The organism is Nitrospirota bacterium (genome assembly GCA_040754395.1).
GTDB lineage: Bacteria > Nitrospirota > Thermodesulfovibrionia > Thermodesulfovibrionales > SM23-35 > JBFMCL01.
This window is the reverse complement of record JBFMCL010000007.1, coordinates 34,111-59,184: the sequence shown is the minus strand read 5'-3', so window position 1 is coordinate 59,184 and position 25,074 is coordinate 34,111. Positions and strand designations below refer to the sequence as shown.

28 protein-coding genes and 1 tRNA gene are annotated in these 25,074 nt (G+C 50.2%); 19 read left to right on the top strand and 10 right to left on the bottom strand.

Going from position 1 to position 25,074, the window contains the following annotated elements:
* Positions 1–40: 40 nt before the first annotated feature.
* From tolQ to moaA, 7 genes are all read left to right on the top strand, one after another.
* Positions 41–670 (top strand): protein TolQ, encoded by a 630-nt coding sequence (gene tolQ, locus AB1552_05155; protein MEW6053166.1) that lies wholly within the window; start codon positions 41–43, stop codon positions 668–670.
* Positions 667–1,068 carry a protein TolR gene (gene tolR, locus AB1552_05150; GenBank protein MEW6053165.1) on the top strand — a complete coding sequence of 134 codons (402 nt, stop codon included), beginning with the start codon at positions 667–669 and terminating at the stop codon, positions 1,066–1,068. The genes tolQ and tolR overlap by 4 nt, the downstream gene beginning before the upstream one ends.
* Complete coding sequence (locus AB1552_05145; protein ID MEW6053164.1) at positions 1,065–1,727, top strand: cell envelope integrity protein TolA; 663 nt, start codon at positions 1,065–1,067, stop codon at positions 1,725–1,727. The genes tolR and AB1552_05145 overlap by 4 nt, the downstream gene beginning before the upstream one ends.
* A complete protein-coding gene (tolB, locus tag AB1552_05140) occupies positions 1,724–3,010 on the top strand; it encodes a Tol-Pal system beta propeller repeat protein TolB (protein ID MEW6053163.1) in 1,287 nt (428 codons plus the stop codon). The genes AB1552_05145 and tolB overlap by 4 nt, the downstream gene beginning before the upstream one ends.
* Positions 3,011–3,089: 79 nt before the next feature.
* On the top strand, positions 3,090–3,677 hold the full coding sequence (gene pal / locus AB1552_05135) for a peptidoglycan-associated lipoprotein Pal (GenBank protein MEW6053162.1): 588 nt from the start codon (positions 3,090–3,092) through the stop codon (positions 3,675–3,677).
* Between the two features lie 119 nt (positions 3,678–3,796).
* Positions 3,797–4,624 (top strand): tol-pal system protein YbgF, encoded by an 828-nt coding sequence (gene ybgF / locus AB1552_05130; protein ID MEW6053161.1) that lies wholly within the window; start codon positions 3,797–3,799, stop codon positions 4,622–4,624.
* Positions 4,621–5,634 (top strand): GTP 3',8-cyclase MoaA, encoded by a 1,014-nt coding sequence (gene moaA, locus AB1552_05125; protein ID MEW6053160.1) that lies wholly within the window; start codon positions 4,621–4,623, stop codon positions 5,632–5,634. The genes ybgF and moaA overlap by 4 nt, the downstream gene beginning before the upstream one ends.
* Before the next feature lie 6 nt (positions 5,635–5,640).
* On the opposite strand, the gene AB1552_05120 is transcribed toward moaA, so the two are convergent.
* The 3 genes from AB1552_05120 to AB1552_05110 form a co-directional block, all read right to left on the bottom strand.
* Positions 5,641–5,717 (bottom strand) — tRNA-Pro (locus tag AB1552_05120).
* A gap of 83 nt (positions 5,718–5,800) precedes the next feature.
* Entirely contained in the window at positions 5,801–6,688 is an 888-nt protein-coding gene (locus AB1552_05115) for a ChaN family lipoprotein (GenBank protein ID MEW6053159.1), read from the bottom strand.
* Positions 6,689–6,707: 19 nt separating this feature from the next.
* Positions 6,708–7,298, bottom strand: a complete 591-nt coding sequence (locus AB1552_05110) for a peptidylprolyl isomerase (GenBank protein ID MEW6053158.1) — start codon at positions 7,296–7,298, stop codon at positions 6,708–6,710.
* A gap of 220 nt (positions 7,299–7,518) precedes the next feature.
* On the opposite strand from AB1552_05110, the gene AB1552_05105 reads away from it, so the two are divergent.
* Genes AB1552_05105 through AB1552_05095 form a run of 3 tightly spaced genes read left to right on the top strand, consistent with a single transcriptional unit; the run spans position 7,519 to position 9,510 of the window.
* Positions 7,519–7,923 carry a CBS domain-containing protein gene (locus AB1552_05105; GenBank protein ID MEW6053157.1) on the top strand — a complete coding sequence of 135 codons (405 nt, stop codon included), beginning with the start codon at positions 7,519–7,521 and terminating at the stop codon, positions 7,921–7,923.
* Positions 7,916–8,545 carry a TIGR00153 family protein gene (locus AB1552_05100; protein MEW6053156.1) on the top strand — a complete coding sequence of 210 codons (630 nt, stop codon included), beginning with the start codon at positions 7,916–7,918 and terminating at the stop codon, positions 8,543–8,545. Before AB1552_05105 ends, AB1552_05100 begins: the two co-directional genes overlap by 8 nt.
* 32 nt (positions 8,546–8,577) lie before the next feature.
* Positions 8,578–9,510 (top strand): inorganic phosphate transporter, encoded by a 933-nt coding sequence (locus AB1552_05095; GenBank protein ID MEW6053155.1) that lies wholly within the window; start codon positions 8,578–8,580, stop codon positions 9,508–9,510.
* 5 nt (positions 9,511–9,515) lie between these two features.
* Here the strand turns inward: AB1552_05095 and AB1552_05090 are convergent, their stop codons facing one another.
* The 4 genes from AB1552_05090 to AB1552_05075 all read right to left on the bottom strand — a co-directional run bounded on the left by AB1552_05090 (position 9,516) and on the right by AB1552_05075 (position 12,074).
* Positions 9,516–9,671 (bottom strand): hypothetical protein, encoded by a 156-nt coding sequence (locus tag AB1552_05090; protein MEW6053154.1) that lies wholly within the window; start codon positions 9,669–9,671, stop codon positions 9,516–9,518.
* Between the two features lie 32 nt (positions 9,672–9,703).
* Positions 9,704–10,060, bottom strand: a complete 357-nt coding sequence (locus tag AB1552_05085; GenBank protein ID MEW6053153.1) for a type II toxin-antitoxin system VapC family toxin — start codon at positions 10,058–10,060, stop codon at positions 9,704–9,706.
* Between the two features lies 1 nt (position 10,061).
* The gene (locus AB1552_05080; protein MEW6053152.1) at positions 10,062–10,259 is read right to left on the bottom strand and encodes a type II toxin-antitoxin system VapB family antitoxin; all 198 of its coding nucleotides are present in this window, start codon (positions 10,257–10,259) and stop codon (positions 10,062–10,064) included.
* Between the two features lie 468 nt (positions 10,260–10,727).
* Entirely contained in the window at positions 10,728–12,074 is a 1,347-nt protein-coding gene (locus tag AB1552_05075; protein MEW6053151.1) for a class II fructose-bisphosphate aldolase, read from the bottom strand.
* A gap of 290 nt (positions 12,075–12,364) precedes the next feature.
* Between AB1552_05075 and rtcA the strand changes: the two genes are divergently transcribed.
* On the top strand, positions 12,365–13,408 hold the full coding sequence (rtcA, locus tag AB1552_05070) for an RNA 3'-terminal phosphate cyclase (protein ID MEW6053150.1): 1,044 nt from the start codon (positions 12,365–12,367) through the stop codon (positions 13,406–13,408).
* Between the two features lie 47 nt (positions 13,409–13,455).
* Here rtcA and AB1552_05065 read toward each other — a convergent pair whose 3' ends face one another.
* Positions 13,456–13,827 (bottom strand): YbgC/FadM family acyl-CoA thioesterase, encoded by a 372-nt coding sequence (locus AB1552_05065; GenBank protein ID MEW6053149.1) that lies wholly within the window; start codon positions 13,825–13,827, stop codon positions 13,456–13,458.
* A gap of 197 nt (positions 13,828–14,024) precedes the next feature.
* Complete coding sequence (locus AB1552_05060) at positions 14,025–14,660, bottom strand: Smr/MutS family protein (protein MEW6053148.1); 636 nt, start codon at positions 14,658–14,660, stop codon at positions 14,025–14,027.
* Positions 14,661–14,968: 308 nt separating this feature from the next.
* Here AB1552_05060 and AB1552_05055 point away from each other — a divergent pair, with 308 nt between their 5' ends.
* A complete protein-coding gene (locus AB1552_05055) occupies positions 14,969–16,222 on the top strand; it encodes an MFS transporter (protein ID MEW6053147.1) in 1,254 nt (417 codons plus the stop codon).
* 8 nt (positions 16,223–16,230) lie between these two features.
* Here the strand turns inward: AB1552_05055 and AB1552_05050 are convergent, their stop codons facing one another.
* A complete protein-coding gene (locus tag AB1552_05050; protein ID MEW6053146.1) occupies positions 16,231–16,971 on the bottom strand; it encodes an N-acetylmuramoyl-L-alanine amidase-like domain-containing protein in 741 nt (246 codons plus the stop codon).
* Positions 16,972–17,054: 83 nt separating this feature from the next.
* On the opposite strand from AB1552_05050, the gene AB1552_05045 reads away from it, so the two are divergent.
* From AB1552_05045 to AB1552_05015, 7 genes are all read left to right on the top strand, one after another.
* Positions 17,055–17,939: a hypothetical protein gene (locus AB1552_05045; GenBank protein ID MEW6053145.1), complete on the top strand. Its 885-nt coding sequence runs from the start codon at positions 17,055–17,057 to the stop codon at positions 17,937–17,939.
* A 51-nt stretch (positions 17,940–17,990) separates the two neighbouring features.
* On the top strand, positions 17,991–18,194 hold the full coding sequence (locus AB1552_05040; protein MEW6053144.1) for a UXX-star (seleno)protein family 1: 204 nt from the start codon (positions 17,991–17,993) through the stop codon (positions 18,192–18,194).
* A 298-nt stretch (positions 18,195–18,492) separates the two neighbouring features.
* Complete coding sequence (locus tag AB1552_05035; protein ID MEW6053143.1) at positions 18,493–19,149, top strand: FecR domain-containing protein; 657 nt, start codon at positions 18,493–18,495, stop codon at positions 19,147–19,149.
* Positions 19,150–19,202: 53 nt separating this feature from the next.
* On the top strand, positions 19,203–20,156 hold the full coding sequence (locus AB1552_05030; GenBank protein MEW6053142.1) for a polysaccharide biosynthesis/export family protein: 954 nt from the start codon (positions 19,203–19,205) through the stop codon (positions 20,154–20,156).
* Positions 20,157–20,166: 10 nt separating this feature from the next.
* Positions 20,167–22,410: a polysaccharide biosynthesis tyrosine autokinase gene (locus AB1552_05025; GenBank protein ID MEW6053141.1), complete on the top strand. Its 2,244-nt coding sequence runs from the start codon at positions 20,167–20,169 to the stop codon at positions 22,408–22,410.
* Positions 22,397–23,641, top strand: coding sequence for a hypothetical protein (locus tag AB1552_05020; protein ID MEW6053140.1), 1,245 nt, complete (start codon positions 22,397–22,399; stop codon positions 23,639–23,641). Before AB1552_05025 ends, AB1552_05020 begins: the two co-directional genes overlap by 14 nt.
* Entirely contained in the window at positions 23,608–24,951 is a 1,344-nt protein-coding gene (locus AB1552_05015; protein ID MEW6053139.1) for an O-antigen ligase family protein, read from the top strand. The genes AB1552_05020 and AB1552_05015 overlap by 34 nt, the downstream gene beginning before the upstream one ends.
* The last annotated feature ends 123 nt before the right edge of the window (positions 24,952–25,074 follow it).

Sequence of the window (25,074 nt, the reverse complement as noted above, 5' to 3'; positions counted from 1 at the left end):
TTAATAAAAATTGATTTAAATTTACTATCATGAGGTTGCTATGAAAGATTCTGCCATTCAGCTGATCCTGCAGGCGGGGTATGTGGTGAAGGTGGTGATGCTCATCCTCCTGTTTTTCTCCATAGTATCCTGGGCGATCATCTTCTTTAAACAGAGATATTTTTCGCGGGCGAATAAAGAGACAGAACAGTTCCTGCGGGCGTACAGGTCGAGCAGGGATGCAAAGGGACTGTATCAGGCGACGAAAAGCCTTATGATCAGTCCGATCGCGAACCTTTTCAAGGCGGTATATTCAGACGAAATCAGGAAGGAAAAGAGGGATACGAAGCGCCTCCTGAAACGGTACGGAGCCCTCGAATCCGCAAAGCTCGAGAAGTATCTGAACTTCCTTGCGACGACCGGCTCAACAACGCCCTTTATCGGCCTGTTCGGCACCGTCTGGGGCATCATGAATTCTTTCAGGAACATCGGGTCAGCCGGAGCTGCATCACTTGCGGTCGTTGCGCCAGGCATCGCAGAGGCCCTCATCGCAACCGCAGCCGGACTTGCAGCCGCCATCCCTGCGGTTATCGCCTACAACTACTACCTCAGCATGGCGAGGCGGATGATCATCGAGATGGAGGACTTTTCTGAGGAACTGCTCGATTTCTTTACCGGGGACAGCGCATGAAATTCAACAGGGAACGGAACGTGCTCTCTGAGATAAACGTTACCCCGTTCGTTGATGTGATGCTCGTGCTTCTGGTCATCTTCATGGTAACCGCCCCCCTGCTTCAGCAGGGAATCGATGTGAACCTTCCCAAGGCGAAGGGCAAGGATCTTCCCCCGGAGGAAAGGATAACCCTCATCGTCAAGAAGGGAGGGGTTATCTATATGAACGACAACCCTGTTTCCCTGCAGGAGATGAGAAGGAAACTTGAAGCCCTCAGCAAGCTCAATCCGAATGTCTTTTTGAAAGCTGACAAAGATGTGCAGTACGGGTTTGTGGTGGAGGTAATGGGAGAGATAAAGGATGCGGGCATAGAAAAGCTTGGTATGATTACGGAGCCAAAAATCAGTCTTAAATGAGGGGACCCAGCCTCCAGAAAACGGCCATAATATCCCTTGCCCTCCACATGACCGCATTCCTCATCGGGTTTCTTGTCTTGCGACAGACAAATCATGTGATCATCCCGCCTCCCTATACGGTCAGCCTTGTCAGTCCTGACATGCAGACCAACGCCGGGACAAAGGCAATCGCCGAAAAGAGCAAAGAGGCCGAAAAAATTGCATTGCCGCCGGAACCTGCAAAGACAGCCCGCAGGGACACGGACGCGGAAAAGGCATTGATCGAGAAAAAAATATCTGCCATCGCCGCAAAGAAGAAGATCGAAAAGATCGCCAGGCTGCGTTCCGTGATATCCCTGAAAGCTGCAGGGACCAAAAGCCCGAGCCATTCAGGTACCCCGCCTGCGCCCCAGGGAAAGAGCACCATGTTCGATGACTACTACGCCAAAATCACCAGGGAGATCTGGCAGCAGTGGGTATATCCGGATACCGGGAAAAAGACCGTCGAGGCGATCGTCGCGGTGAGGATACTGAAAGACGGGACAGCCCTTGTGCAGAACATTGAGAAAAGCTCAGGGAACGCGCTCTTTGACAGGTCTGCACTGAAGGCATTGGCAAAGGCAAGCCCGCTTTCCCCTCCTCCCTATGAAATGGAAATCGGCGTAAGGTTTTCCCCATGACGAACGCATGTGATATTCACGGTTCAGTCTGCGGATTCTGGCGAGTTCTTCTCTTGCTGGTTGCTGTCTGCTGCTTGCCGTGTACTGTTGCCGAGGCGAAGGTCTATATAGACATCTCATCGCCTGCCTCGAAAAAACTCCCGATTGCGGTCCAGGAATTCTCCGGCCCGTTTGGCGAAGAAATATCGGACACGATCAGGGACGATCTTGATTTTACCGGGCTTTTTGCATACATCGACAAGAATGCCCATATAGAAACCGCGTCCCAGCCGTTCAATCCGAAAAACTGGACCCCCCTGGGTGCGGAGGCAGTGGTGAAGGGGTCTGCAAGGGAAGGGCAGGAGATCGTCGTATCCGTGACGCTGTATGATGTGTTCGAAGGGAAAGAGATACTGCGGAAAGAGTACAAGGCAGCGAAAGGACTGATCAGGCCGGTTTCCCATGCAATCGCAAACGATATTTACCATGCGCTTACCGGGGAAGCGGGGATCTTCAGGTCGAGAATCGCGTTTGTGGGAGACACGAAGGGCGAGAAGTCGCTTTACCTCATGGACTGGGACGGGCACAGGGTGACGAAGACAGGGTTGCAGGGGAATATCATCCTCTCTCCCCGCTGGGCCCGCGACGGCTCAAGGCTTCTCTATTCCCTCGAAAGAAATAGACAATGGGGAATATATTTGTTAGACTTTACCAGCATGGTTGAGAGGAAGGTCTTCTCAGCGAAAGGCACCAATATGGCCGGAGATTTTTATCCGGATGGCAATGATATTATCATTTCGTCTTCACGGGACGGAACCCCGGACCTCTATTCCGTTGAAATAAAGAGCGGCGCGGCGACAAAGCTTACATCATCCTATGGCATCGATGTGTCACCGTCGTTTTCTCCTGACGGAAGATATATCGCGTTTGTTTCGGACAGAGGCGGAAGCCCCCAGGTCTACACGATGCGCAGGGACGGCACAGAGGTGAAGAGGGTTACCTTTGAAGGCGCATATAACACGTCGCCTGCCTGGTCGCCGAAAGGCGACAAGCTTGTGTTTTCGGGAAGGCGGGGAACAAACCAGATATTTACTGTGAGCCCCGACGGCACTGACTTAATGCAGCTGACGACCAGCGGGAACAATGAGGAGCCCTCGTTCTCTCCGGACGGAAGGTATATCACTTTTTCCTCTGACCGTGACGGAATGAAGGGCGTCTATATAATGAGGGCAAACGGGGAATCGCAGAAAAGAGTTATATCAAGAAGTATCAGGGCCTATAATCCGAGGTGGTCTCCGAAATAGGATCATCTTCTTTCCCGCGGGATTCAGACGGGGGGGAAGGAAGAGGGCAAATACTACGCTGCAGAAAAAAGGAGGATTCATGAAAAAGCTTTTTGTATGTGCGCTCCTCGCAGCGGCGCTTATTGCTGCCGGGTGCGCGCAAAAGAAGGTCGTGCAGCCGACTCAGCCGGGAGCGGCTGAACAGGCGCAACAACCGCAGATGCAGCCGCGGTCTGTTGCACCCGAAGCCACTGATGAGAGGCGGGGGGTGTTCAGGCCCGAGGAAAGGATTACCGAACAGCAGATGGCAAAGGTGGAGACAAAGGAGGAAGCCCCCCGGTACAGGGAGGAAAGAGGACTGTTCCAGGATATCTATTTCGACTATGATCAGTATGATATTTCTGCCGAGGCAAAAGCTGTCCTGCAGAATGTTGCGTCATGGCTTCTGAAAAACACCTCAGCAAAGCTCTCGATAGAGGGCCATTGCGATGACAGGGGAACAAGCGAATACAACCTCGCACTCGGCGACCGGAGGGCAAAGGCAGCAAGGGACTATCTTATCGCCCTGGGAATCGCATCCAGCCGTATCGAGATGGTCAGCTATGGTGAGGAGAAGCCCATGTGCACTGAGGCAACAGAAGCCTGCTGGGCAAAGAACAGGCGTGATCATTTTGTCGTGCTGAGATGAACGGAAAGAGAATGCCGCGATGTCATCAGATGCAGCGGAATAACCGGACGCGTGCCCTGTTGTGTGCCATGTGTCTTGTCGTCCTGTTCTCCTCATCCTGTGCGACCACGGATGATCTGATGCTTGTCAGGCAGGATGTCAGCAAACTGCAGAGGGATACGCTCTCTGCGCGGGATGACCTGAACAAATTGAAAGACAGGACGACGGGGGTTGCGAGGGAGGAGTCTGTAAACGTGATGCGGGAAAGCCAGGCCGAGATTCAGTCCACGCTTTCGGGGCTTTCACGTGACCTCCAGCAGTTGAGCGGCAAATTCGAAGAGAACAAGTATTTTATGGAGAAGACGCTGAAAACCTCCGTATCCGAAATGGACCTCCTGAAAGTGCAGATCACGGGCATGGAAGGACAGTTCAAGGAGATCAAAACCAGGCTTGCCGCGCTTGAAGAGCAGGTGAAGCAGCAGCGTGAAGCCCTGAAAGAACAGCAGAAGGAAGAGGCAGTGTCAGGAGAGCCACGGAAGGAAATGCCGACGGAGAAATCGGCAAAGCCTGCCGATAAGGCTGCGCGGTATGAGGACGCATATGCAACGTTCAAGAACAAGAATTACCGGCAGGCGAGGTCCAAATTCGAAGAGTTTATTAAGGACTTCCCGAAGGATGATCTTACAGACAATGCATATTTCTGGATAGCGGAGACATATTATAATGAAAAGGATTTCGAGGGAGCGATCCTTGCCTATGAGACACTCCTGAAAAAGTATCCGAACAGCCAGAAGGCGCCCGGCGCCCTCTACAAGCAGGGCCTTTCATTCCTCGAGATAGGAGACCGGAAGACGGGGAAAGTGCTCCTTGAGCAGCTCGTGGAGCGTTTCCCGAAATCGAGGGAGGCAGAGCTTGCGAAGAAGAAGATAGAGGAATCAGAAAAGAAGAATGTAAAAAAGAAACAATGAACAGTCTCAGGGATAATTTTGCGCGCACGATAGACTATCTGCGCGTCTCCATTACCGACAGATGCAACCTTCGGTGCTCCTACTGCATGCCTTCGGACGGCATCGTCCCGATTGAGCATAAAGAAATCCTCCGCTATGAGGAGATTTACAGGGTCCTCAGAATCGCAGCCGGAAGCGGCGTCAGAAAGGTCAGAATAACCGGCGGGGAACCCCTCATAAGAAAAAATGTCAGCCGCCTTATTTCCTTAATAAAGAGCATTCGGGAACTCAGCGATCTCAGTGTAACGACAAACGGCATACTGCTTGAGCCCCTTGCGGAAGAGCTTGCTGCCGCCGGTTTGTTCAGGGTGAATGTCAGCCTCGATTCATTAAGGCCTGACAGGTACCGGGAGATCACGAGGGGAGGGGATATCGATGCGGTTTTCAGGGGGATTGGCGCTGCAGAAAAGGCAGGCCTTCTGCCGGTTAAGATCAATATGGTCCCCATTAAGGGACTCAATGATGATGAGATTGCCGATTTTGCGCGTATGACCTTCGAACATCCCTATCAGGTAAGATTCATCGAGTTCATGCCGTTCGGCGCACAGGGCATCTGGAAGCCTGAAAAATTTATCCCTGTGGAAGAGATCAAGAACATCATTCACAAGGTCGGACGCATCAGCCCCGTTTCCGTCCGGAAATCAGGCCCTGCCCGCTATTTCAGGTTCGATGGCGCACCGGGAGTTCTCGGCTTCATCAGCCCGCTCAGCAACCATTTCTGCGGGGAATGCAACCGCCTCAGGCTGACCGCCGACGGCAAGCTCAGACCCTGCCTCTTCTCGGAATCCGAGATAGACCTGAAACCCGCGCTGCGCAGTGATGCGCCGGATCATGAAATAGAGCGGCTTCTCAGGCTTTCTATCGCGGTGAAACCCGAAGGGCACAGGGTGCATATACAGAACGCCGGACTCAGGGCGATCATGAATGCAGGGAAAGCGTCTTCCCGCACCATGTCGAAAATCGGGGGATAAAAAAGCTGGTCGGGGCGAAAGGATTTGAACCTTCGACTCCACGGTCCCGAACCGTGTGCGCTACCAGGCTGCGCTACGCCCCGAAATACCAATAATAAAAATCAGCAGGCTATAAAGTCAAGTCTCTTTTAAAAACGTCTGCCAGAGTATCGTTCCCGGAATACGGTTACTGCAGCACAATATAATCAGCGTCCTCGGCATTGACAAGCCGGGGCTCGATGTAATTGGGGATATACGGCAGAATTACCCGGTATTTGGTCCCGGGAGACAGCGCGCGTACCTGTTCGGGGATGCCGCGTTTCCAAGCATGCCCGTTCCCTGTCAGCGCAACGACCGTCTTTTTCGGGTTTTTCTTTTTGAACTTCAGGAGATTCCGCGCCATCGTCTGGTCCCAGAGAAGCTGCGCTTCGCAGAAATAGATGAATTCCTTGCCGCCATGTCCGTGCATCGCATACGCCCTCCGGATAAACTTCATATATTTCTCGTCCACCGCACAGCCTGTTTCGGGAGGAAGTTTTGCAAGCTCTTCTTTCGTGAGGGAGGCAAACCCGGAGGTGGAGACCTTGCGGGTGATCTCAGGGGGCAGATTCAGGCCGATTGCAGGGATTTTCTTTTTCCTCAGATAAAGAAAGATATCCCGGTAAAGTGTCCACGGGTAATTCCAGTTTCTGTAGTAACTGTCAATAAAGGCGTTTGATGAGAGCGTGCCGGCTACCCATCTGTCGAGAATTTTCTGGTTTTCTGCGGTGAACATCTCAAACCCGACAGCCAGAGGGGTTTTTGTGCCGTGCAGCGCCTCTATGATGCGAAGCTGATTCCGGTGATGGGATGCCTGCGTATGCACCTCGCCGATGAGGACAAGATCGGCATTCCTGATTTCCTGTATCATCTGTGTATAGCTGATGTTCTTGCGGTCTTTCAGCCGGAAGACCCTGGTTTCGGCGCCGACCTCCTGCTGCGAAAAGGTCTGCAGGGCAAGAAACACTGCAGGGACCAGCAGCAGCACTTTGCACAGGGCAAGAATATGCAGTGATATTGCCGTATTCATGCGCATACGGTCGCAGCCTCCTCTCTTATTTTTCAGTAATAGTGACCTTCATCTCTATGCGTTCGAGAGGATTGTCCTTCGGGTCTCTCGGCGCGTTCACGATCTTGTCAGCCGTTTCCATGCCTGACACAACCTCTCCAAACACCGTGTACTGCCTGTTAAGGAAAGGTGCATCAGCCACGCAGATGAAGAACTGCGATCCTGCGCTGTCGGGATTTGCAGACCGTGCCATGGAGAGGATTCCTCTTTTGTGAGGTTTGTCATTGAATTCTGCCTTCACTGTATGGCCGGGACCTCCCATTCCGTGCCTGGACCTGTCAGGACTTTTTGAATTGGGATCCCCGCCCTGGATCATGAACCCGGGAATAACCCTGTGGAAGGTCGTCCCGTCATAGAATCCCTTTTTGGCGAGATCGATGAAATTGTTTACATGATTCGGTGCGACTTCAGGAAAGAATCTGATTTCCATGTTGCCGAATTTTGTCTCGATTACTGCCTTTGTTTCCGCCATTTTCCGTATCTCCTTTTCCGTAAAGGTTTTCTGGCTCACCTCTCCGGATGCAAAAGAGGAGGAGAGCATGATGAATACTGCAGCCATGATTGAGAGAATGCGCATAGGACCTCCATGTACACACATACTCTTCTACTCTATCAAACTTCAGAGAGTAATTGCTATCATCACTTCCCCGGAAAGCCTGAAGACGGCCATACAGTGCACATTTTCATTGACAATGCCACGAAGTTCTCATAATATTTCAGGAAATCAGACAGTCATATGCGCCGGGGAGAATATCCCCAAAAACACTGCTGACAATAATCCGTGCAGGGGGTGAACCATGAAGGTTGAAGAGGTAATGACGAAAAAGGTGGAAATGATCGATGGCAAAGCTTCTATTTATGATGCCATCGAGAGGATGATCGATAAAAGAATCCGTTCCTTGCTTGTGAAGCCCGGAGACGAAAACGATGTCTACGGTGTGATCACAGTCAGGGACATTGTTTTCAAGGTGCTCGTGAAGAACCTGAACCTCAATAAGACAAAGGTAGGCGAAATTACTTCAAAACCGCTGGTCTGCATCAATAAAGGAGTGGAGCTGGACCATGCGGTCAGTCTCATGACAAAATTCAATATCAGCAGGGTTTTTGTGTGTGAAGGCAAGGAAATCAGCGGGATTATCTCACTGCTGGATGTCATGTCTGCAGAACTGATCAAAAAGGCAAGAGAGGGACACGGTGCTTAAAAATGTCTTTGGGGGCAATACGGAGCAGAAGGTTATCGATAACATCAGGAAACACATGCAGATCCTCTTTTCTGCCTCAGGGTGTTTCAGAAACGGGCTGGAGGCATGGGATAAGGCACAGATGTATTGTGTTGCTGATCTCGAAAGGGAGGGGGACAGTGTCAGGAGGGAGATCATTTCCACTATCTATGAGGGTGCCTTCCTGCCATTTCTCCGGACGAACATCTGCAGGTTTGTCGAGATCGTCGACGAGGCGTTTGATGCGCTGAAAGACGCCGCCTTTGAATTTGAATACCTTGGGCCAGAGATTGACCGCGAGGTCAGGGAAGACTGTGTGAAGATCGCGGATATCAACCGGCAGATGTGCGAGATGCTCATGATCGCCTTTGATACCCTGTTCGATAAGGGAGATCTGCGGGAAAAGACCCTCGCCATCAGGATCTTTGAGAAAAAGATTGATGACCTGAAATTCGATCTGATCAGCAAACTGAGGAAGAAAGAGGTAAAAGACTTCTGGGAAGGCAGAATACTCTCGGATTTCATTTCGTATCTTACCCATATCAGTGATGTGATCGAAGATGCGAGCGACTATCTCCATATCATAAACCTGAGCATGAGATGATGTCATGATACCCTGCGTGATTATCCTGCTCAATGACTGAACTCATCCCTGTTGCAGCCTGCTTTCTTATCGCCTTCGGCATAGGTTCAAACGATACCTCGAACGCCCTCGGAATATGTATCGGATGCGGGATCATTAAATTGCGAAGGGCTGTGCTGCTGTTCGGGTGTTTTGTGCTGATCGGCATTCTGGTGCAGGGGGAAAAAGTGATGGAGACGGTCGGTAAGGACCTCGTGGAGATTACCCTCCCCATTCTCAGCGTATCCCTTTCAGTGGCTGCACTGTTGATCATTGTTTCCAACTGGAAGCGACTGCCCCTCTCAACACACCAGGTTATCATCGGCAGTCTGGCAGGGGCAGGGGTTGCCGCAGGGACAGCGGTGAACTTTACCGCACTCTTTGAAATCATAATCTCATGGATCATTTCCCCGGTGATTGCTTTTTTTACTGCCCTTTTGCTGTACAGAGCGATGGAAAAGACCATCTCGAAACTGTCCCTCTTCCGGATCGAAAAAATCCTGAGATCCCTCCTGCTTTTCAGCGGTATTCTCATCTCCTACAACACCGGCGCGAATGAACTTGCAACAATTCTAGGACCGGTCATCCATTCAGGGCTGATCGAACAGCTGCGGGCATCTCTTGCGGGGTCTCTGTTCGTATTCCTCGGAGCGGTCATCTTAAGCCACCGGGTCATTGAGACGATAGGCAAAGGGATTACCACCCTCGACCCTTATTCCGGGTTTGCCGCGCAGTTCGGGGCAGGGATGTGCGTGCTTTTCTTCACCTTTCTCGGCATGCCTGTTTCGACGACCTATTGCATTATCGGGGCAATCAGCGGAGTCGGAATGTCGAAGGGTATGGAGACGGTGAAGTTTGGCCTGATCAGGAAGATCATGGCAAACTGGGTCATCGCCCCCTCACTGGCATTTCTCATCAGTTTCCTCATCCTGAAAGCGGTTGTGTGATGCGTTCAGGATACTATCCTGCACAGAACAGGCTTTTTCGCTGTTACCAGCATTGATTCTGATAAATCAATTCCAGTGATGGTATTGCCACATCTTGTGAATTCTTCTTTGTCGTATCTGTCTGCATAGTTCTCAAAGGGTTTCTCATACCATTGTTTCATATGTTTTCCTTTCTCAAACTATCGGGACAACCTTATAATCCTAACCCCAGCTTTGAAGAAACCTCTTTAAGTTTTCTGTCGAGTGTCCAGATTGGAACTCCAGTCAAGAGAGCCGAAACAATCAAATGCATATCAATGTACCCTAATCCTTTCCCCATAAGTGAGTAATTCTCCATAAAACGCATCACCTCTTCATGTTCTGCATGATTCGCCAGAGGCAGGGCCTGCAAGAGAGAAAGAATTTCAGACCTGTTTGAGAGATTGCCGCATGCGAGTTCACCGACGATGAAGAGATGACAAACAACATGGCCGTCATTCAACAGGTTTTCAAGTCCGATGTCGCCGGACCGAAGATGTGCAACCCACACCGAAGTGTCAACAAGAACCATTTCATTTGCCTGCTGATCTTCTGCGAGGAATACTTCCTAATTTCTTTTCAGTTCCGCCAAGTTTTGCGAGTCTCCTGCTGCTTTCTTTCGCGATAAGTGCTTCGAGTCCAAGTCTGACAAGGGATGTTTTTTCCTTAATGCCGGTTAACTTTGCTGCCTTGTCAAGCAGCCGGTCTTCTATGTTGAGTGTAGTCTTCATAAATTCCCCCTGCTGTCAATATATTTTATATGTATTAATATGCATCAATCGTATGTATTTTTCAAGTGCCGTTCAGTCAATATTATTCATAAATTATTCTGATTATGCTGAGGACGGAGCATTTTCGCTCATCTGTTCCTTCCCGCGAGGCATTTTCATATATGCCCGGATCCATCGATACGTAACTTAAGCGTTTGGTAACCAGGTCATTGCGAGTCCCGAAAGCTTTCGGGACGTGGCAATCTTAGATGACAAGACGGGATTGCGTCGTTACACTCGCAATGACTATAGCATATTGCTGGATTTTGCTACAGCTTTACCGTTGTCGGGCGTAAGAAGTAATTCGTGCACGTGTCTACAGGAAAACAGGTGAAGGGCTAACCGGTTCTGATTTTTAAATCCGAACAATGCACGAAAAAAGGGCAGAGGTTGTCTGCCCTTTTGGTCACCATCAAACAGAAAAACTATCTACAGCCCGATGAGTCCCCTGTCTATCTCCTTCTTTACCACTACAGGTTTTACCGTCTTTTTGACGATCTCGGTGGTATTGGTTACTTTCAGTTTCTCGAAGAGAAGCGCGAACTTCGCCCCGAGCTCATCCATGATAGGATCTTTCACGTAGGCGGGAAGATCCCACCATTTCTTTTTCAGTGGGCCGAAGCCTTTCTTCCTCGTGCTGTAGATAAACTGCTCCTCGGTCTGGTTTTCCTTCTTTTCCTTCGCATATTCCTGCTTGATAAAATTATAAACTTCTTCCCTGAATTCTGCGGGAAGGGCAGCGCTGTCGTACATGATATTCTGGAACCCGGTGGCGAGATGGACTTCAGATGTGCCGGTTTCCGGGAACATGTGGAAGGCATCTTCAGGGAGCGTGGAGGCCCCGTGCTGCACGCATCCGGAAAGGCCGAATTCCTTTCGCGCGAGGTCAGAGAGCGTTCGCAGTGTTTCAAAATCAATTTTGACTTTTGCGAGAGTTCCGTCAGGCAGTACCACGCCGCCATGGCTGGTGCCGGTCTGGACGCTGAGCTTGCTCAGTCCCTTGCCTGAGGTGAATGTCTCCTTGAAGCCTTCAAGGTACGCCCTCAGTTCGTCAGGAGTGCTGTTCTTGCCGCCTATTTCCCCGATCTCTCCACCGATGGAGATGTCGATTCCTTCAGGCTGAATGCTCCGGATGTACGCAGCCAGCTCTGCCGTCATCTCGAAGTTTGGTTTCTGCTGTTCCCTGAGTGTTTCCCGGTCGATGTCCACAATGGTCGAGGTATCAATATCGATATTGTAGAATTCGGCCTCTATCGCTTCCTGTATCAGCCCCTTCACATAATCCGTTTCGGGTTTTGCGTCAGCCAGAAAGTATTTCCTTACCAGCTGGAAATGGTCGCCCTGAATGAATATTGGTCCAAGGTATCCTTCACTGACGGCAGCGGCAAGCACGAGTGCGGAGTACTCGAGCGGTCTCTGCTTGGTATATCCGATCTCAGAACGTGCGATCTCGAAAATGAAGGGCCCGACCTTCATTTCCATTGCTTTCCTGAAGATGACCTTTGCCACATCGTATGTCAGCCCCCGGATATTTATGGCAGGGACGGTGAATCCCGGATAACTCCTCCCCATTTCCTCGTAGAGCGACTGAATGGAAGACGGTATGGCGCCGGCTGCCTTGGCAATTTCCTTTATCAGCACCAGGAGGGCGGTTTTTTTCTCGCCGTCCGAAAATACTGCCTCATATACGAGGCTGTCAATGCCTTGTCTCAGGGCATTGATATCTTTTATTTGCACTCCTTCTTTCCCGATCGCAATGATATTTTTCAGATCCATGGTTTTTGTCCTCCCTTTGAATATTTTTCACGCAGGTGAGTCTGGCCGTACTCACTAATTGTAGCAGTATTTCGGATCATATTCTATTGTTTTTTGGTCTTCCGTACATTGTACATGGCGGTTCTTATCCCCCCCCATTGAGGGGAGTAAGAGAGGAGAGGAGAGGAGAGGAGAGGAGAGGATGGTGTCTTCTCAGTATCATCAGACATCTGGCGAGCCTGTCAATATAACGGGCCTGCGTATAGACCATACCCCGCTGGAATCTGCAGGGTGAGTCTGATAAAGTATCAATGGTGATAGAGATTGACGGAAGCTACAGGGAGGGAGGAGGCCAGATACTGCGCACGGCACTGGGACTTTCCTGCCTTTTCGGAAAACCGTTCAGGATCTTCAATATCAGAAGAGGACGGAGAAAGCCGGGACTTATGCCGCAGCACCTTACCTGTGTCAGGGCGGCGCAACTGATATCTGGTGCGGAGGTTTCCGGCGATACCAAAGGCTCGACAGAACTGCTGTTCTCACCGGGCAAGGTGAAAAGCGGAGATTACTTCCTGGATGTGGGAACCGCAGGTTCGACCTCTCTGGTACTTCACACAATCATTCCCTCTCTTATCTTTTCCGACACAATATCTGTATTCACGCTCAAAGGGGGTACCCATGTCCCCTTCAGCCCTTCCTTCCATTACCTCGAGGGAGTCTTTGCCGCATGTTTGAGACGGATCGGCATCGAAACACGCCTTGCGATTGATGCGTATGGTTTTTATCCGAAGGGTGGAGGAAGGGTGAGGGCAGAGATTTTTCCTGTGAAAACGGTGGCTCCTTTCAGGAACAGGGAAAGAGGAGATCTGCTCACATTGCGGGGATATTCAGGTGTCGGCAACCTCCCGTTGTCGATCGCAGAAAGACAGGGAAACGCCATGATGGAGGCGATACATGCGACCCCTGGAGAGTTCCGCTGTGCCGTGGACATTCGCACGCAGAATGTGCCGACACCCGGGCAGGGAACGTTTCTTTATCTTCAGTCAGAGTCTGCAAATGCGGTCGCAGGCTTCACTTCGCTCGGTGAGCGGGGCAAAAGGGCTGAGACTGTGGGAGAAGATGCAGCAAAGGAATTCCTTGCGTACTATTCGACCGGTGCGGCGGTTGACCCGCACCTGGCTGACCAGCTTGTGGTGTATCTGTCACTGTGTCAGGAGGAATCTGTATTCACCGCATCCTGCATCACAGAACATCTCATGACGAATCTGTGGACGATCGGTCTGTTTCGTGCATGCAGGTATTCTGTGGAGGGAAAGATCGGCTGCCCTGGAACCGTAATCATTCAGGGAAAATAAAAAAAACCAGATTTCTTTCCATGAAATAATCCTGTATGCGTGTGTGTTCAGTTGCCGGCAGGCGATAATCTCTGGAACTCTTCCGGCAATCTCCGGGGTTTCCCTTCCGTGGTAATGCAGGCGAGCTTCACGGTTGCCTCGACAAGCAGCATGGCGTCTCTGTATACCTCATGTTTTACGAGGAGGGATGCATTGTTGATCTCAATGACTTCGGTTCTGATATCGAGAATATTTCCGAGTTTTGCAGGTCTTCTGTAGGATATGTCGACGTGCACCACAGGAAAGAAATATCCTTTTGTGTGATACTCTGCGATATCGATCCCCTTTTCAGCGAGCAGTTCTGTCCTTGCCCGCTCCATGAAACGGAGGTAGTTTGCATAGTAAACGATGCCGCCTGCATCAGTGTCCTCATAATAGATCTTTACCCTGATCGTATTATTGATATCCGGATCTCCTCTGAGCCCATATTATTCATAATATTTTTCTGATTATCCAGAGGATAGAGTATTTTTGCTCATTCTCGGTCGTTCCTTCCTGCAAGGCTTCTGCCTCTTTGTTTTCATATATTGTAGTTGACTATCAGCAAAAGAATCCGCGCAAATACTCTATCCTCAGCCTATTTTGTTTTCAATATTACATATGTTGCGCCCAGTCCTCCGTCGCAGTCCTTTGCAGTGGTATACGCGAGTACCCATTTCCTGAATGTCCCCTGCAGCCATCTCTCGAGGGCTGTTTTGAGCACCGGACCTCTGGGAGATCTGAGGCCTCTTCCGTGTATTACCTTAATACAGAACAGATTATGCTTTACTGCGTGCCTGATAAAGGAACTGAAGGCTTCTTCTGCTTCCGTAAGGGTCATGCCGTGGAGATCAATATAGTCCTGCACAGAAAAACAGCCCTGATGCAGCTTTTCGGAAATGTCTTTCCTGATTTTCGGATTTGTCCATTCCATGTATTCACCGGTATCCGAGATTTTTATCTTCTTTTCCCTGTCAACAATCTGGCGCAATATCTCGAGGGTATCATCCTTCCGGGGGGAAGGGGTATATTCAGGCGGCTTTTTCGGAGGCATTGCCCTGAACTCACTGATTTCCTTCACATCAGCCATTGCCTCGCGGAATATTTCTTCATCTGTTTTATTTTCGGCGGGTTTCTTTACAGGGATGTGCTTCTGATTGAGCGTGCAGTTATGTTTTCTGAGAGCTTCCCCGAGGCCCTGAAACGGTGTAAATGACCACTCCGATACCTTCATGTTACACCTCCGTCTACGGGTTATGTTTTTCTATTATACTATTTTGATATGCATTATTTTTTTACGCTGAAACATTGTACGTCCATGAGAATCTGAAAAAACGCAGAAAATAAGTCGAATAGCAGGAATTCTTACCGATGAGAAAAAGCTCTCCATGTATAATTCTGCCTTTTTCCCTTTTAAAGAACCGCACGGTAAAGAAAATTGAATATCAAAGTCACGGGATTTTTCCGCAAAAAAAAAGCCCGTGGCTTTCCCTGCTATAATAGTGACCGTAATGAATTGTATGCCGAAAATGGGCTGAGGGGATGAAAGCTTCGTTTGATATCTCTCCATATATTAAGGTATTTACCAGCAAGCGGATTGCGGTTATCACTTTTCTCGGGTTCTCCTCGGGCATTCCGCTGGCGCTGACAGGAGGAACCCTGCAGGCATGGATGACAGTTGCCGGGGTCGATCTGCGCACGATAGGACTCTTTGCCCTGGTCGGCCTCCCCTATACGCTGAAATTCTTCTGGTCGCCGTTTATGGACCGTTTTGTGCCGCCGTGGCTCGGCAGGCGGCGGGGCTGGATTGTCATCACTCAACTGAGTCTTGTCGCGGGCATTACCGCAATGGCATTCAGCTCTCCTCAGCAGGCCCCTGCAGTGCTCGCGATGCTTGCCCTTACAGTGGCATTTGCGTCTGCGTCACAGGATATCGTGATTGATGCGTACCGCACGGATGTTCTTCGTGAACAGGAACGCGGTGTCGGGGCAGCAGTGTTTGTCATGGGCTACCGCATTGCCATGCTCGTGTCAGGCGCGCTTGCGCTCATCCTTTCCGATCATCTCGGATGGAGACAGACCTATCTGCTGATGGCGGCAGTGATGGGGATTGGTATTCTTTCCGCGCTCATCGGGCCGGAACCAGAGAAGAAGGCAGTTCCTCCGTCCACCATGACGGAAGCAGTCTGGGGGCCGATGAAGGATTACTTTTCGCGCAACTTTGCCTTATGGCTGTTGCTGCTGATCATCCTGTATAAGCTGGGTGATGCCTATGCGGGTGCCCTCACCACGGCGTTTCTCATCAAAGGGGTCGGGTTTTCCGTCAGTGAGGTAGGCACAATCAATAAGGGGCTCGGGATCGCGTCGTTAATAATCGGCGCCATGTTCGGCGGCGCTCTCATGGTGCGCCTGAAGCTGTTCCGCTCGCTTCTTGTGTTTGGCATCCTCCAGGCAGTCTCGAACCTTTCATTCATGATGCTTGCACTGGCGGGAAAAAGTTACGGCATCCTTGTCTTTGCCGTAGCCTTCGAAAATCTGACTGGTGGCATGGGCACTGCGGCATTTGTGTCGCTGCTCATGGCGATGTGCAATCAGCGCTATACCGCAACTCAGTATGCGCTTCTTTCCTCGCTCGCTGCCCTTGGGAGGATCTTTGTGTCCCCCACATCCGGGTTTCTCGTGGAATCCATCGGATGGGCAAGTTTCTTCTTCGTGACATTTCTTATTGCCCTGCCGGGATTGGGGTGTCTCTGGTGGCTGCGGCAGGCGATCGCTGATCTGAAGTCTGATGCATAACGGAAAGCTCAAGCCGAATTCATCACCGGCCTGAATACGAGAATGCCGGGCTTGTCCGACATGTAGTTGCTGAAATCCTGATCAACAACTTTTTTCATCTGTTTTTGCGAGGAAGCGTGTCTCAGCCGGAGAGTTTCTCCCTCCCTGATCACAATCCCGACATGCGAGACGTCCAGTCCCTTGAGTTCGGTGTATATCCCCGCATAGTCTCCTGTTCTTAATGACGCCTTTACCGCGTCGTCAATACGCTCAGAAGGAATATAGCGGATATCCCGCTGAACGGGCATGATGCCGGGGAGGAAAAGCGTCCCGTCTTCCCTGTCATTCAACCTCTTCGTGACCTTCCGCACCGCAGATGATCCGACATTTTCTGTCACATCGGAGATATGCCCTGCATTCCATTCTTTCCAGTCAGTGAAGAAATGGTTTCTGCGGGAGAAATCGACTATTCCGTCCCTGTACCGCACTCTTTGTAGGTTCTCGCTGAACTCAGGAAAAGAACCTGACAGGCGCATCGCCTCGACATATTCAAGAAAGGTAAAACAGTCCACGCCCTGAAGATTAATGACAAATGCCTCGGGGATATCGCTGCTTCCCACGAGAGTTGCTTCCGCATACTCCGTACCGATGAGATGTGCGGACAGAAATGCTATCCTGCTCCCAATATCGCCGAACGCAGCAGCGTTGCGGATGAGCTGATCAAGACTATCCATGGTGAAGTTACCCAGGGTAATGTGGTCACGGTTCATGTGTGTCATTAATTATAGAATACAGTTCTCCGCGGAAAACTCCAACTGCCCTGTAACAATTCGTGCGGAGGCCTGTTCTTCCTGTGGTATCATACTTTCAGATGAGAACCACCGACCTCCATACGCATGGTATTGCCGGGTATGACACGCAGACGACCAGGGCAGAGGAGATCCTGAAAATCGCTGAGCTCCATGGCGCGCAAGGGGTCTCTGAAATAGTCCTTTCGGTGTATCCGTCTGCGATACACACCATGAGAGACCACATGCTGACAGTTGCCAAGGCGATGGATGTACAGCAGGCAATGGGCAGCAGAAAAGGGGCAGCAAGAATTATCGGGATACATCTTGAAGGCCCATTTCTGAATCCGGTACAGTGCGGGGCGCTCAAAAAACGATTTCTGAGCAATCCGGCAGAATACACCTACAGGAGACTCACTGAGGGATTCGAAGAGGTGGTCAGGATTATTACAATTGCTCCTGAAATGCCGGGAGCGCTGCGGCTGATAAAAGAAGTCTCCCAGAAGGGGGTGATTGTCAATATGGGACACTCTGATGCGACGTTTGCCGAAGCAGAGGCCGGGTTCAGGGCGGGAGCACGCGGGATTACCCATATCTTTAATGCCATGCGGGGGATGCATCACCGGGAACCCGGGATAGCCGGGTTCGGGCTCCTAAACAGGGATGTGTATATTGAGGTTATCGCAGACCCGTATCATCTTCACCCGGAGACGCTCGGCCTGATATTCCGCGCAAAAGATCACAAAAGGATTCTCATCGTGTCGGATATGGTGAAGGGGACAAACACTTCTCAACGTCCGGAAAAAGCCATTTCTGATGCAAAGGGCAGACTTCTCGGCGGAAGCATGACAGTGACCGAGTCTGCCGGCAGACTCATACGCATAGGCTATGCGAGACAGATGGTGCACAGGTGTATTACAGAAAACCCCCGGAGATATCTCAATGCATAGGAGTACACAGAGCAGTTATCAGGGATCTCATGAAGGAGGAAGGGAGCGACAATGGAAGGTATAGTCATCTATGGAAAAAAGGGTTGACCCTATACCGGAAAGGCCCTTGCGGCTTTCGGAGAATCAGCACAGTATTTCGATGTAATTGAAGACAGCGAGAAGTTTGAGGAGATGCTGGTGCTTTCAGGGGGCATACGGAAAGTGCCGGTCATAGTTGAGGAAGGGAAGGTGAGCATCGGCTTCGGCGGAGCCTGAATCGTGTGATAACACGGGCCGGAGGCCTGGCCGTCAGAACCTTTTGTCCGCAGCGGGAACTGAGGTTCGTTGGGTTATCACGTACACTTCAAGCATTTCTTTTATTAAATAAAGTAACTGCATTATATAAAAATAAAACTTGACTTTTTCTGGAAAATTCGCTAAAAGTGTAAAGTAGTGGTTTAAGTATTTAGTAATTTTTATGGAAAGATACTGTTTCTTGATAACATGCTGTGCACTCTTCGCTGCTGTACTGACAGGGGTATGCTTTTCTCCCGGCGCTTCAGCGCAGGACACCGTGGCATTCGGGGAAATTAAGTCTACAGGCGGTGTTGAGATCAGTTCGTCGACCGGAAAATGGAGCCGGGTTCCTGATATCTACCCGCTGTTCAAATCTTCAAAGATTCGCACAAGTGACGGGGTTGTCTTCATCACCACAAAAGATGGTGCAAGGATTGACCTTGCACAGGCGACCGAAGTCTCTATTGAGGCAGCACAGGGCAATTACTCTGTTGCGCTTGAGAAAGGCACGGTATTATTTGCGGTACCCCCATCTGCCTCCCTGACGGTAACTACAAAAGAAGCGACCGTTTCTGTCACCCGGCAGACAGGCGGATATTATTCCCTTGTGGCTGGTCCCGGCGCTCCTTCGTTTAAGAATATCCAGGGCATGATCATTCGCGGTCCCGAAGGCACATTTATCAGAAGCCTCCATGGGGGGATTGCCGTAAGCGGTCCGGCGCTCGAAGCGAGAATCCTCAATACCGGTGAGCGTCTTTTTGCTTCCCTTGAAGGAGAAGACAAGGCATTGGGATATACCCCGGCAGAAAACGGACTGAATGACGCATCAATTCAGCTGATGATAACAGGAGCATTCATTACCGGTGCAGGTGTGACTGCCTTAGATTCATATCGTGGGGATGGGGTTCACAGTCCTGCAGGGTTTATAAAATAAACTGTTTCATGTGCAGGAAACAGCCTATTCTGTCTTTGTGTATTGCATTGTTCATGCTTTTCACAGGGTGCGCTTCTGACCATGCATCCAAGACCCCGCCGACCCTTGACCTTTCAGCAAAAAAGAAGACCGAAAAACTGAATGAAGCCATTATGGTGAGTGCGGCGAGCAGGACAAGCGCAACGGATGACTACCGCATCGGACCGGAAGATCTCCTTGAGATCGAAGCATACAATGTGGAAGACCTCAAAAAAACAGTGAGGGTCAATTCCCAGGGTGATATCGCATTGCCGCTTGTCGGCATCATCAGGGCAAAAAACATGACCACTTCGGAACTCGAAAAGGAGATAGCAAAAAGACTCGACAGGTATGTCCAGGAAACCGTGGTCAATGTCTTTGTAAAGGAATACCACAGCCAGAGAATATCGGTTGTGGGCGCGGTCAACAATCCGCAGGTCTATGCAGTCACCGGGCAGAGATATCTAATTGACATGCTCATGACCGCAGGCGGCCTGAAAGAAGATGCAGGAAACATCTGCTATGTGATCCGTCCGTCAGTAAAAGACATGCCGAACAGCAGGGCTGAGACGATGGTGATCGATCTCAATGAACTCCTTGTAAACAGTAATTTTAGCCTGAACGTGCCTGTTTTTGCCGGGGATGTTATCAATCTGCCCAAGGGCGGAGTGGTGTTTGTAGATGGGGCAGTGAAAACCCCGGGGGCGTTTACCATGAAAGGAAAGACCACCTTTATTCAGGCGATTACGATGGCCCAGGGACTTGCTCCGGAGGCGCACCAGAGTGACATAAGGATATTCAGGGACAACGGAAGGGGTGACAGGGACATTATCACCGCGGATTATGATGCGATCAGGAAGGGCGAACTCCCGGACATTCTGCTTTCGGAAAACGATATTATCATTGTGCCCGAGAGCGGGATGAAAAACTTTTTCAGCGGGTTCATCAGTACGCTGAAAGGTTTTATCACATTCGGAAAAGGATTCTGAAGGACCGAGAATGGCACAGGGCACCAACGAAGAGAAGGGCAGGGCGCTTGACAAACCCCGTCAGTATGACCTGACGTCTCCCCAGCCGGTGTATTATTCCTCCGGAACATCTGAGGAGGAAGTCCATCTCAGGGATTATCTGAATATTATCCTGAGAAGGAAATGGGTTGTCCTCACGTTCCTGATTGCGATAGTCACGACTGTGACTATCGGCACATTTCTGAAAAAGCCCCTGTACAAGTCTGCAATTACCGTGAAGATCGAAAAAGAAAATCCGAACATTCTTGCCTTCAAGGATGTCGTCGGGCTTGAAAGGACGGAAGAAGACTACTATCAGACGCAATACAAGGTCTTAAAATCCAGAAATCTTGCGAAACGGGTGATTCGTACGCTTAACCTTGCGGTTTACCCGGAATTTTCAGTTCCTGAAGAGAGAAAGGAAAACAGACTGGCTTCACGCGAGCTTCTGGCTCAGGACAGCCTTCTTGAAGATGTGAGCATAAGCTCACAACTCATCGACAGGTTTCTGGACAGGATCGACGTTGTTCCTCTCCAGAAGTCAAGGCTTGTCAATGTGAGTTTTGTATCCTATGACCCTCAGCTGTCGGCGAGGGCAGCAGATGCAATCGGAGAGGCCTTCATCGATCTGAATATCGAATCCAAGTTTGAGGCAACACATCAGGCCAGGGCCTGGCTCGAAAAACAGCTTGAGGTAATGAAGGCAAAAGTGGAGCAGGCTGAAGAAAAGCTGAATGAGTATGCTGCAAAAAACCAGATCATCTTCCTCGAAAAAACTGATGACAAAGGCAAGGGCACTGACAGCGAAAGTATTGTGTCGAAAAAGCTCTCCGAGCTCTCGACCGAGATGACCGCTGCAACCGCAGAAAGAATCAGCAGAGAGGCGCTTTACCGGGAAATACACAGCGGAGAACAGGAATCCAGCTCTGTGGTGATGAACAATCCGCTCATCATGGAGCTGAAAAAGAGCTACGCAGCGCTTGAAGCAGAATACAATGAGCTGTTAAAGACATATAAGCCGGATTATCCGAAGATGGTGAGGCTGAAGGAACATGCAAACCAGGTAAAGAAGAAGATTGATCAGGAAACAAAAAAAGTTGTAGTAAGTGTAAGGAAGGATTATGAGGTTGCGGTAAAACGCGAGAAGCAGCTGATGGTCACACTTGATTCCCAGAAGAAGGAGGCCCTTGACCTCAACCAGCGCGCAATCCAGTATCAGATACTGAAAAGAGAGGCGGATACGAACAAGGAACTCTATAACGGCCTCCTCCAGAGACTCAAGGAAACCGGCGTGTCGGCCAGCCTTACCGCAAGCAACATTCAGGTCCTTGACAATGCGGAAGTTCCCAAAGATCCTTTCAAACCGAACAAAACGCTGAATATCCTTCTTTCTCTCATTGTCGGGCTTTTCGGCGGGATAGGGCTTGCACTCTTTACCGAATACCTTGACCGGTCGATAAAAACGCCCGAGGACATCGAGAGAAAAGTATCCCTTCCGCCGCTCGGGCTTGTGCCCCATTATCCCGGGAGCAAAGAAAGTCTGCCGGTGGAATACATATCCCATTCGGATGGCAGGAGCCCCATTGCAGAGGCCTACCGTTCCATAAGAACATTTATCCTCCTGTCGACGGGCGGAAAGCCTCCGAGAATATTGATGGTAACGAGTCCTGAAAGGTCTGCGGGCAAGACCACAACCAGTATCAACACCGCCATCAGTCTCACGAAATCGGACGTAAAGGTCGTGCTCATCGATGCCGATATGCGAAAGCCGAGGCTCCACCGCGTGTTTGAACTTGAAACCACAAAAGGACTCTCAACCTTCCTGTCAGGGAATGCAGAATTCGATGACGGCCTCATACAGCCGACGACCATAGATAATCTCGATATCATTGCAGCCGGACCGGTCCCCCCCAATCCTGCAGAGTTGCTTACATCATATCGTTTTCAGGACCTGCTTCACGGACTCTATCCGTTGTATAACTTTATAGTCATCGATACCCCTCCGGTTCTCGGCATCGCAGACCCCCTGATCATCAGCAGCAGGACGGACGGTGTCATCATGGTCGTGCGGTCAGGACAAACGTCGAAGGAAGCAGTTCAGGAGGCAAAAAGACTGCTTCTCAGCGTAAACGCAAAGATACTGGGGGTGGTGCTTAATTCGGTCGACCAGGGTGCAATGAGATACAGCTACTATTACAATTACTATAAATACTATTATAGTAATGAAGAAAAATGAACGCAGACTTCTCATCGTTTCTCTTGTCTTCCCTCTCTATCTTTTCTCTCTCTGGTTCATATCCAAACCATTCATCGGTCAGCTTTACCTCAGTGACATAAGCGAAAAGCGTCTTCTCACCGCGGTATATTTCGACGGATGGAACGCCACTCCCAACTACCTTCTCGGCCGTTATTATTATTACCGTGAGAATCCCGAGGTAAAGAAGGCGATTGCCTATTACCGGCAGTCCCTGCGGCTCAGCCCGCTGCAGGGCGGGTGCTGGCTTGACCTCGCAAAGGCATATCAGACCGCGGGAATGACGGATGAAGCGGGATACGCCATCGAAAGAGCGGTCATACTGATACCAAAAAACCCGTCAGTTATGTGGGAAGCCGGGGTTTTCCATCTGATAAACGGCAATATCGAAAAGTCAGTGAAGCACTTCAGGGAGTTTGTCCTTCTCAAGCCGGAGAGACAGGAAGATGCATATGACATGCTCTGGAAAATCCCCGTGGATTCACGGTATCTCCTCTTGAATCTCATCCCCGCTTCCTATCAGTACTATAAAAGGTATCTCCTGTACCTGATGTCTTCAGAAAGGATACGTGAATCAGGAGAACTATGGAATACCATGAAAGGGACACAGGTTGAAGATGAACTGCTGATACGGTATCTTGATTTTCTGATATCAAGGCGTTTTTATCAGGAGGCAGAAGGCATTTGGGCTGAATACAGGGAGCGCAGATTCAAGGAGGACGACAGTGGCATGAATGCACCTCTGTGGAACGGAAGTTTTGAGTATCCGATACTGAACGGCGGGTTTGACTGGAAAATCAGTGAGACAAAGGGTGTCGATGTATTTGTTGACAGGGATGTGCATATTCTCGGAGACCGTTCCCTCGGCGTAACCTTCGATGGAATGCAGAATCCCGACATTTCGGTTGCCTCGCAGGTTGTGAGGGTTTCACCGGGGAGGAAGTACCTGCTCAGGGGAAATATCAAGTCGCACGCAATTACCACAAAGAACGGCCTTTTTCTGTCAGTAGACGGCCATGACTGCAAAGGCCTGCATAAGAGGTCGGATATTGTCACCGGCACTAACTTCTGGCGGGAGGTCAGCATTGAATTCGAGGTTCCCCCAGAATGCAGTATGCTGACCGTAAAAATACGCAGGGAACGATCAGACAAACTGGACAATAAAATCAGCGGGAGCGCATGGATAGACGGGATCATACTGGTACAAAAATAGCGGTCATTGCTCCGTCGCTTATCATATTTTCAGTGCTGAGCTTCGGCGCTGTTGAAATGTGGTCTGCGACAGTCCTCCAGGTATCGGTCCTGAGCCTCTGCATGTTCCAGCTCATCGTGAGGAGGGCAGCCGTGGAAGAGAGCGAAACGGTCAATCCTGCCGGAGGAACACAGGAGAAACTCCTGTTCATTTCCCTGGCGCTTTTGTTTGGTTTCCTGGCAGTACAGATGATACCGTTTCCTCAGGCAGTTCTGGAATACCTGTCTCCACGGTCTTCAGAACTGTATTCTTTCTATGCGGTTGATGTGAATGCCCCGGGGCATATAAGCCTTCATGTCTACAGGACGCAGGTCGAATTCTCCCGGATGGCGACCTATGCCGCCTTTTTTGTCCTTCTTGCATACAGCATGCGGGACAGGCATGCGGTTGAAAAGATGCTCATGATACTGGCATATTTCGGATTCGGACTTGCCATATTCGCCATCCTCCAGAAGGCTGCATGGAACGGAAAAATTTACTGGATAAGGGACATACCCCAGTGCAGCCCTTTTGGCCCTTTTCTGAACAGAAATCATTATGCAGGGCTGATGGGCATGCTCGTCCCCCTCACCCTTGGTCTCGCATTCACCAGGCGGCGGCGCGAGAGGCAACTGCTGTTCGGCTTTTTCGGCGTGATTATGTCCGTCTCCCTTTTTCTCTCGCTGTCGAGGGCCGGAATTGTCAGTTTCCTGGTCGGCATATCCGTATTCGCCCTTTTCTTCTTCTGGAAGAAATTCAAGGCCAAAAAGATTTGGGCGCTTGCATCTTTCCTCCTTGTCGTGTTCCTCTATCTGTTGTATATCGGAATCGACCCTGTGATCGACAGGTTTTACAGGACTGACATCACGCGAGAGGCCCGGATTGCGGTCTGGGCAGAGACACTCAGGGCGTTCAGTGATTTCTCTCTTACCGGCAGCGGACTCGGGACATTCCTCGATGTGTTTCAGCTTTATTCCCCTGAACCAATAGTGCTGCTGTATGACCACGCACATAACGATTATCTCGAATTCATACTTGAAACAGGGGCAATAGGCGGAGTCCTGCTGCTTGCTGTCCTGATCCTTCTCATGATCTGCATAACAAGGGGAAAGTGGGATGGAAAAACCGGATTCCTGAAGATATCCTTTCTGTCATCAATAGTGACAATATCTGTCCATAGTGCATTCGATTTCAACCTCCATATCCCGTCAAATGCGCTGATGCTTGCGGCCATCTCTGGCATGGCTTTTGCGAATTCAAGGATTGGTGCCGAATCCCCGGAAGAACCGTAGATTTCTTTTTCCGACGGAAATTATGAGAAGAAACATATTCTTCTCAAGGTGCAAGAGGAACTGGTCGGGGAAATGTCCGAAGAATCAAAATATCTTAATAAGTTACGAAAAATATATTATAAT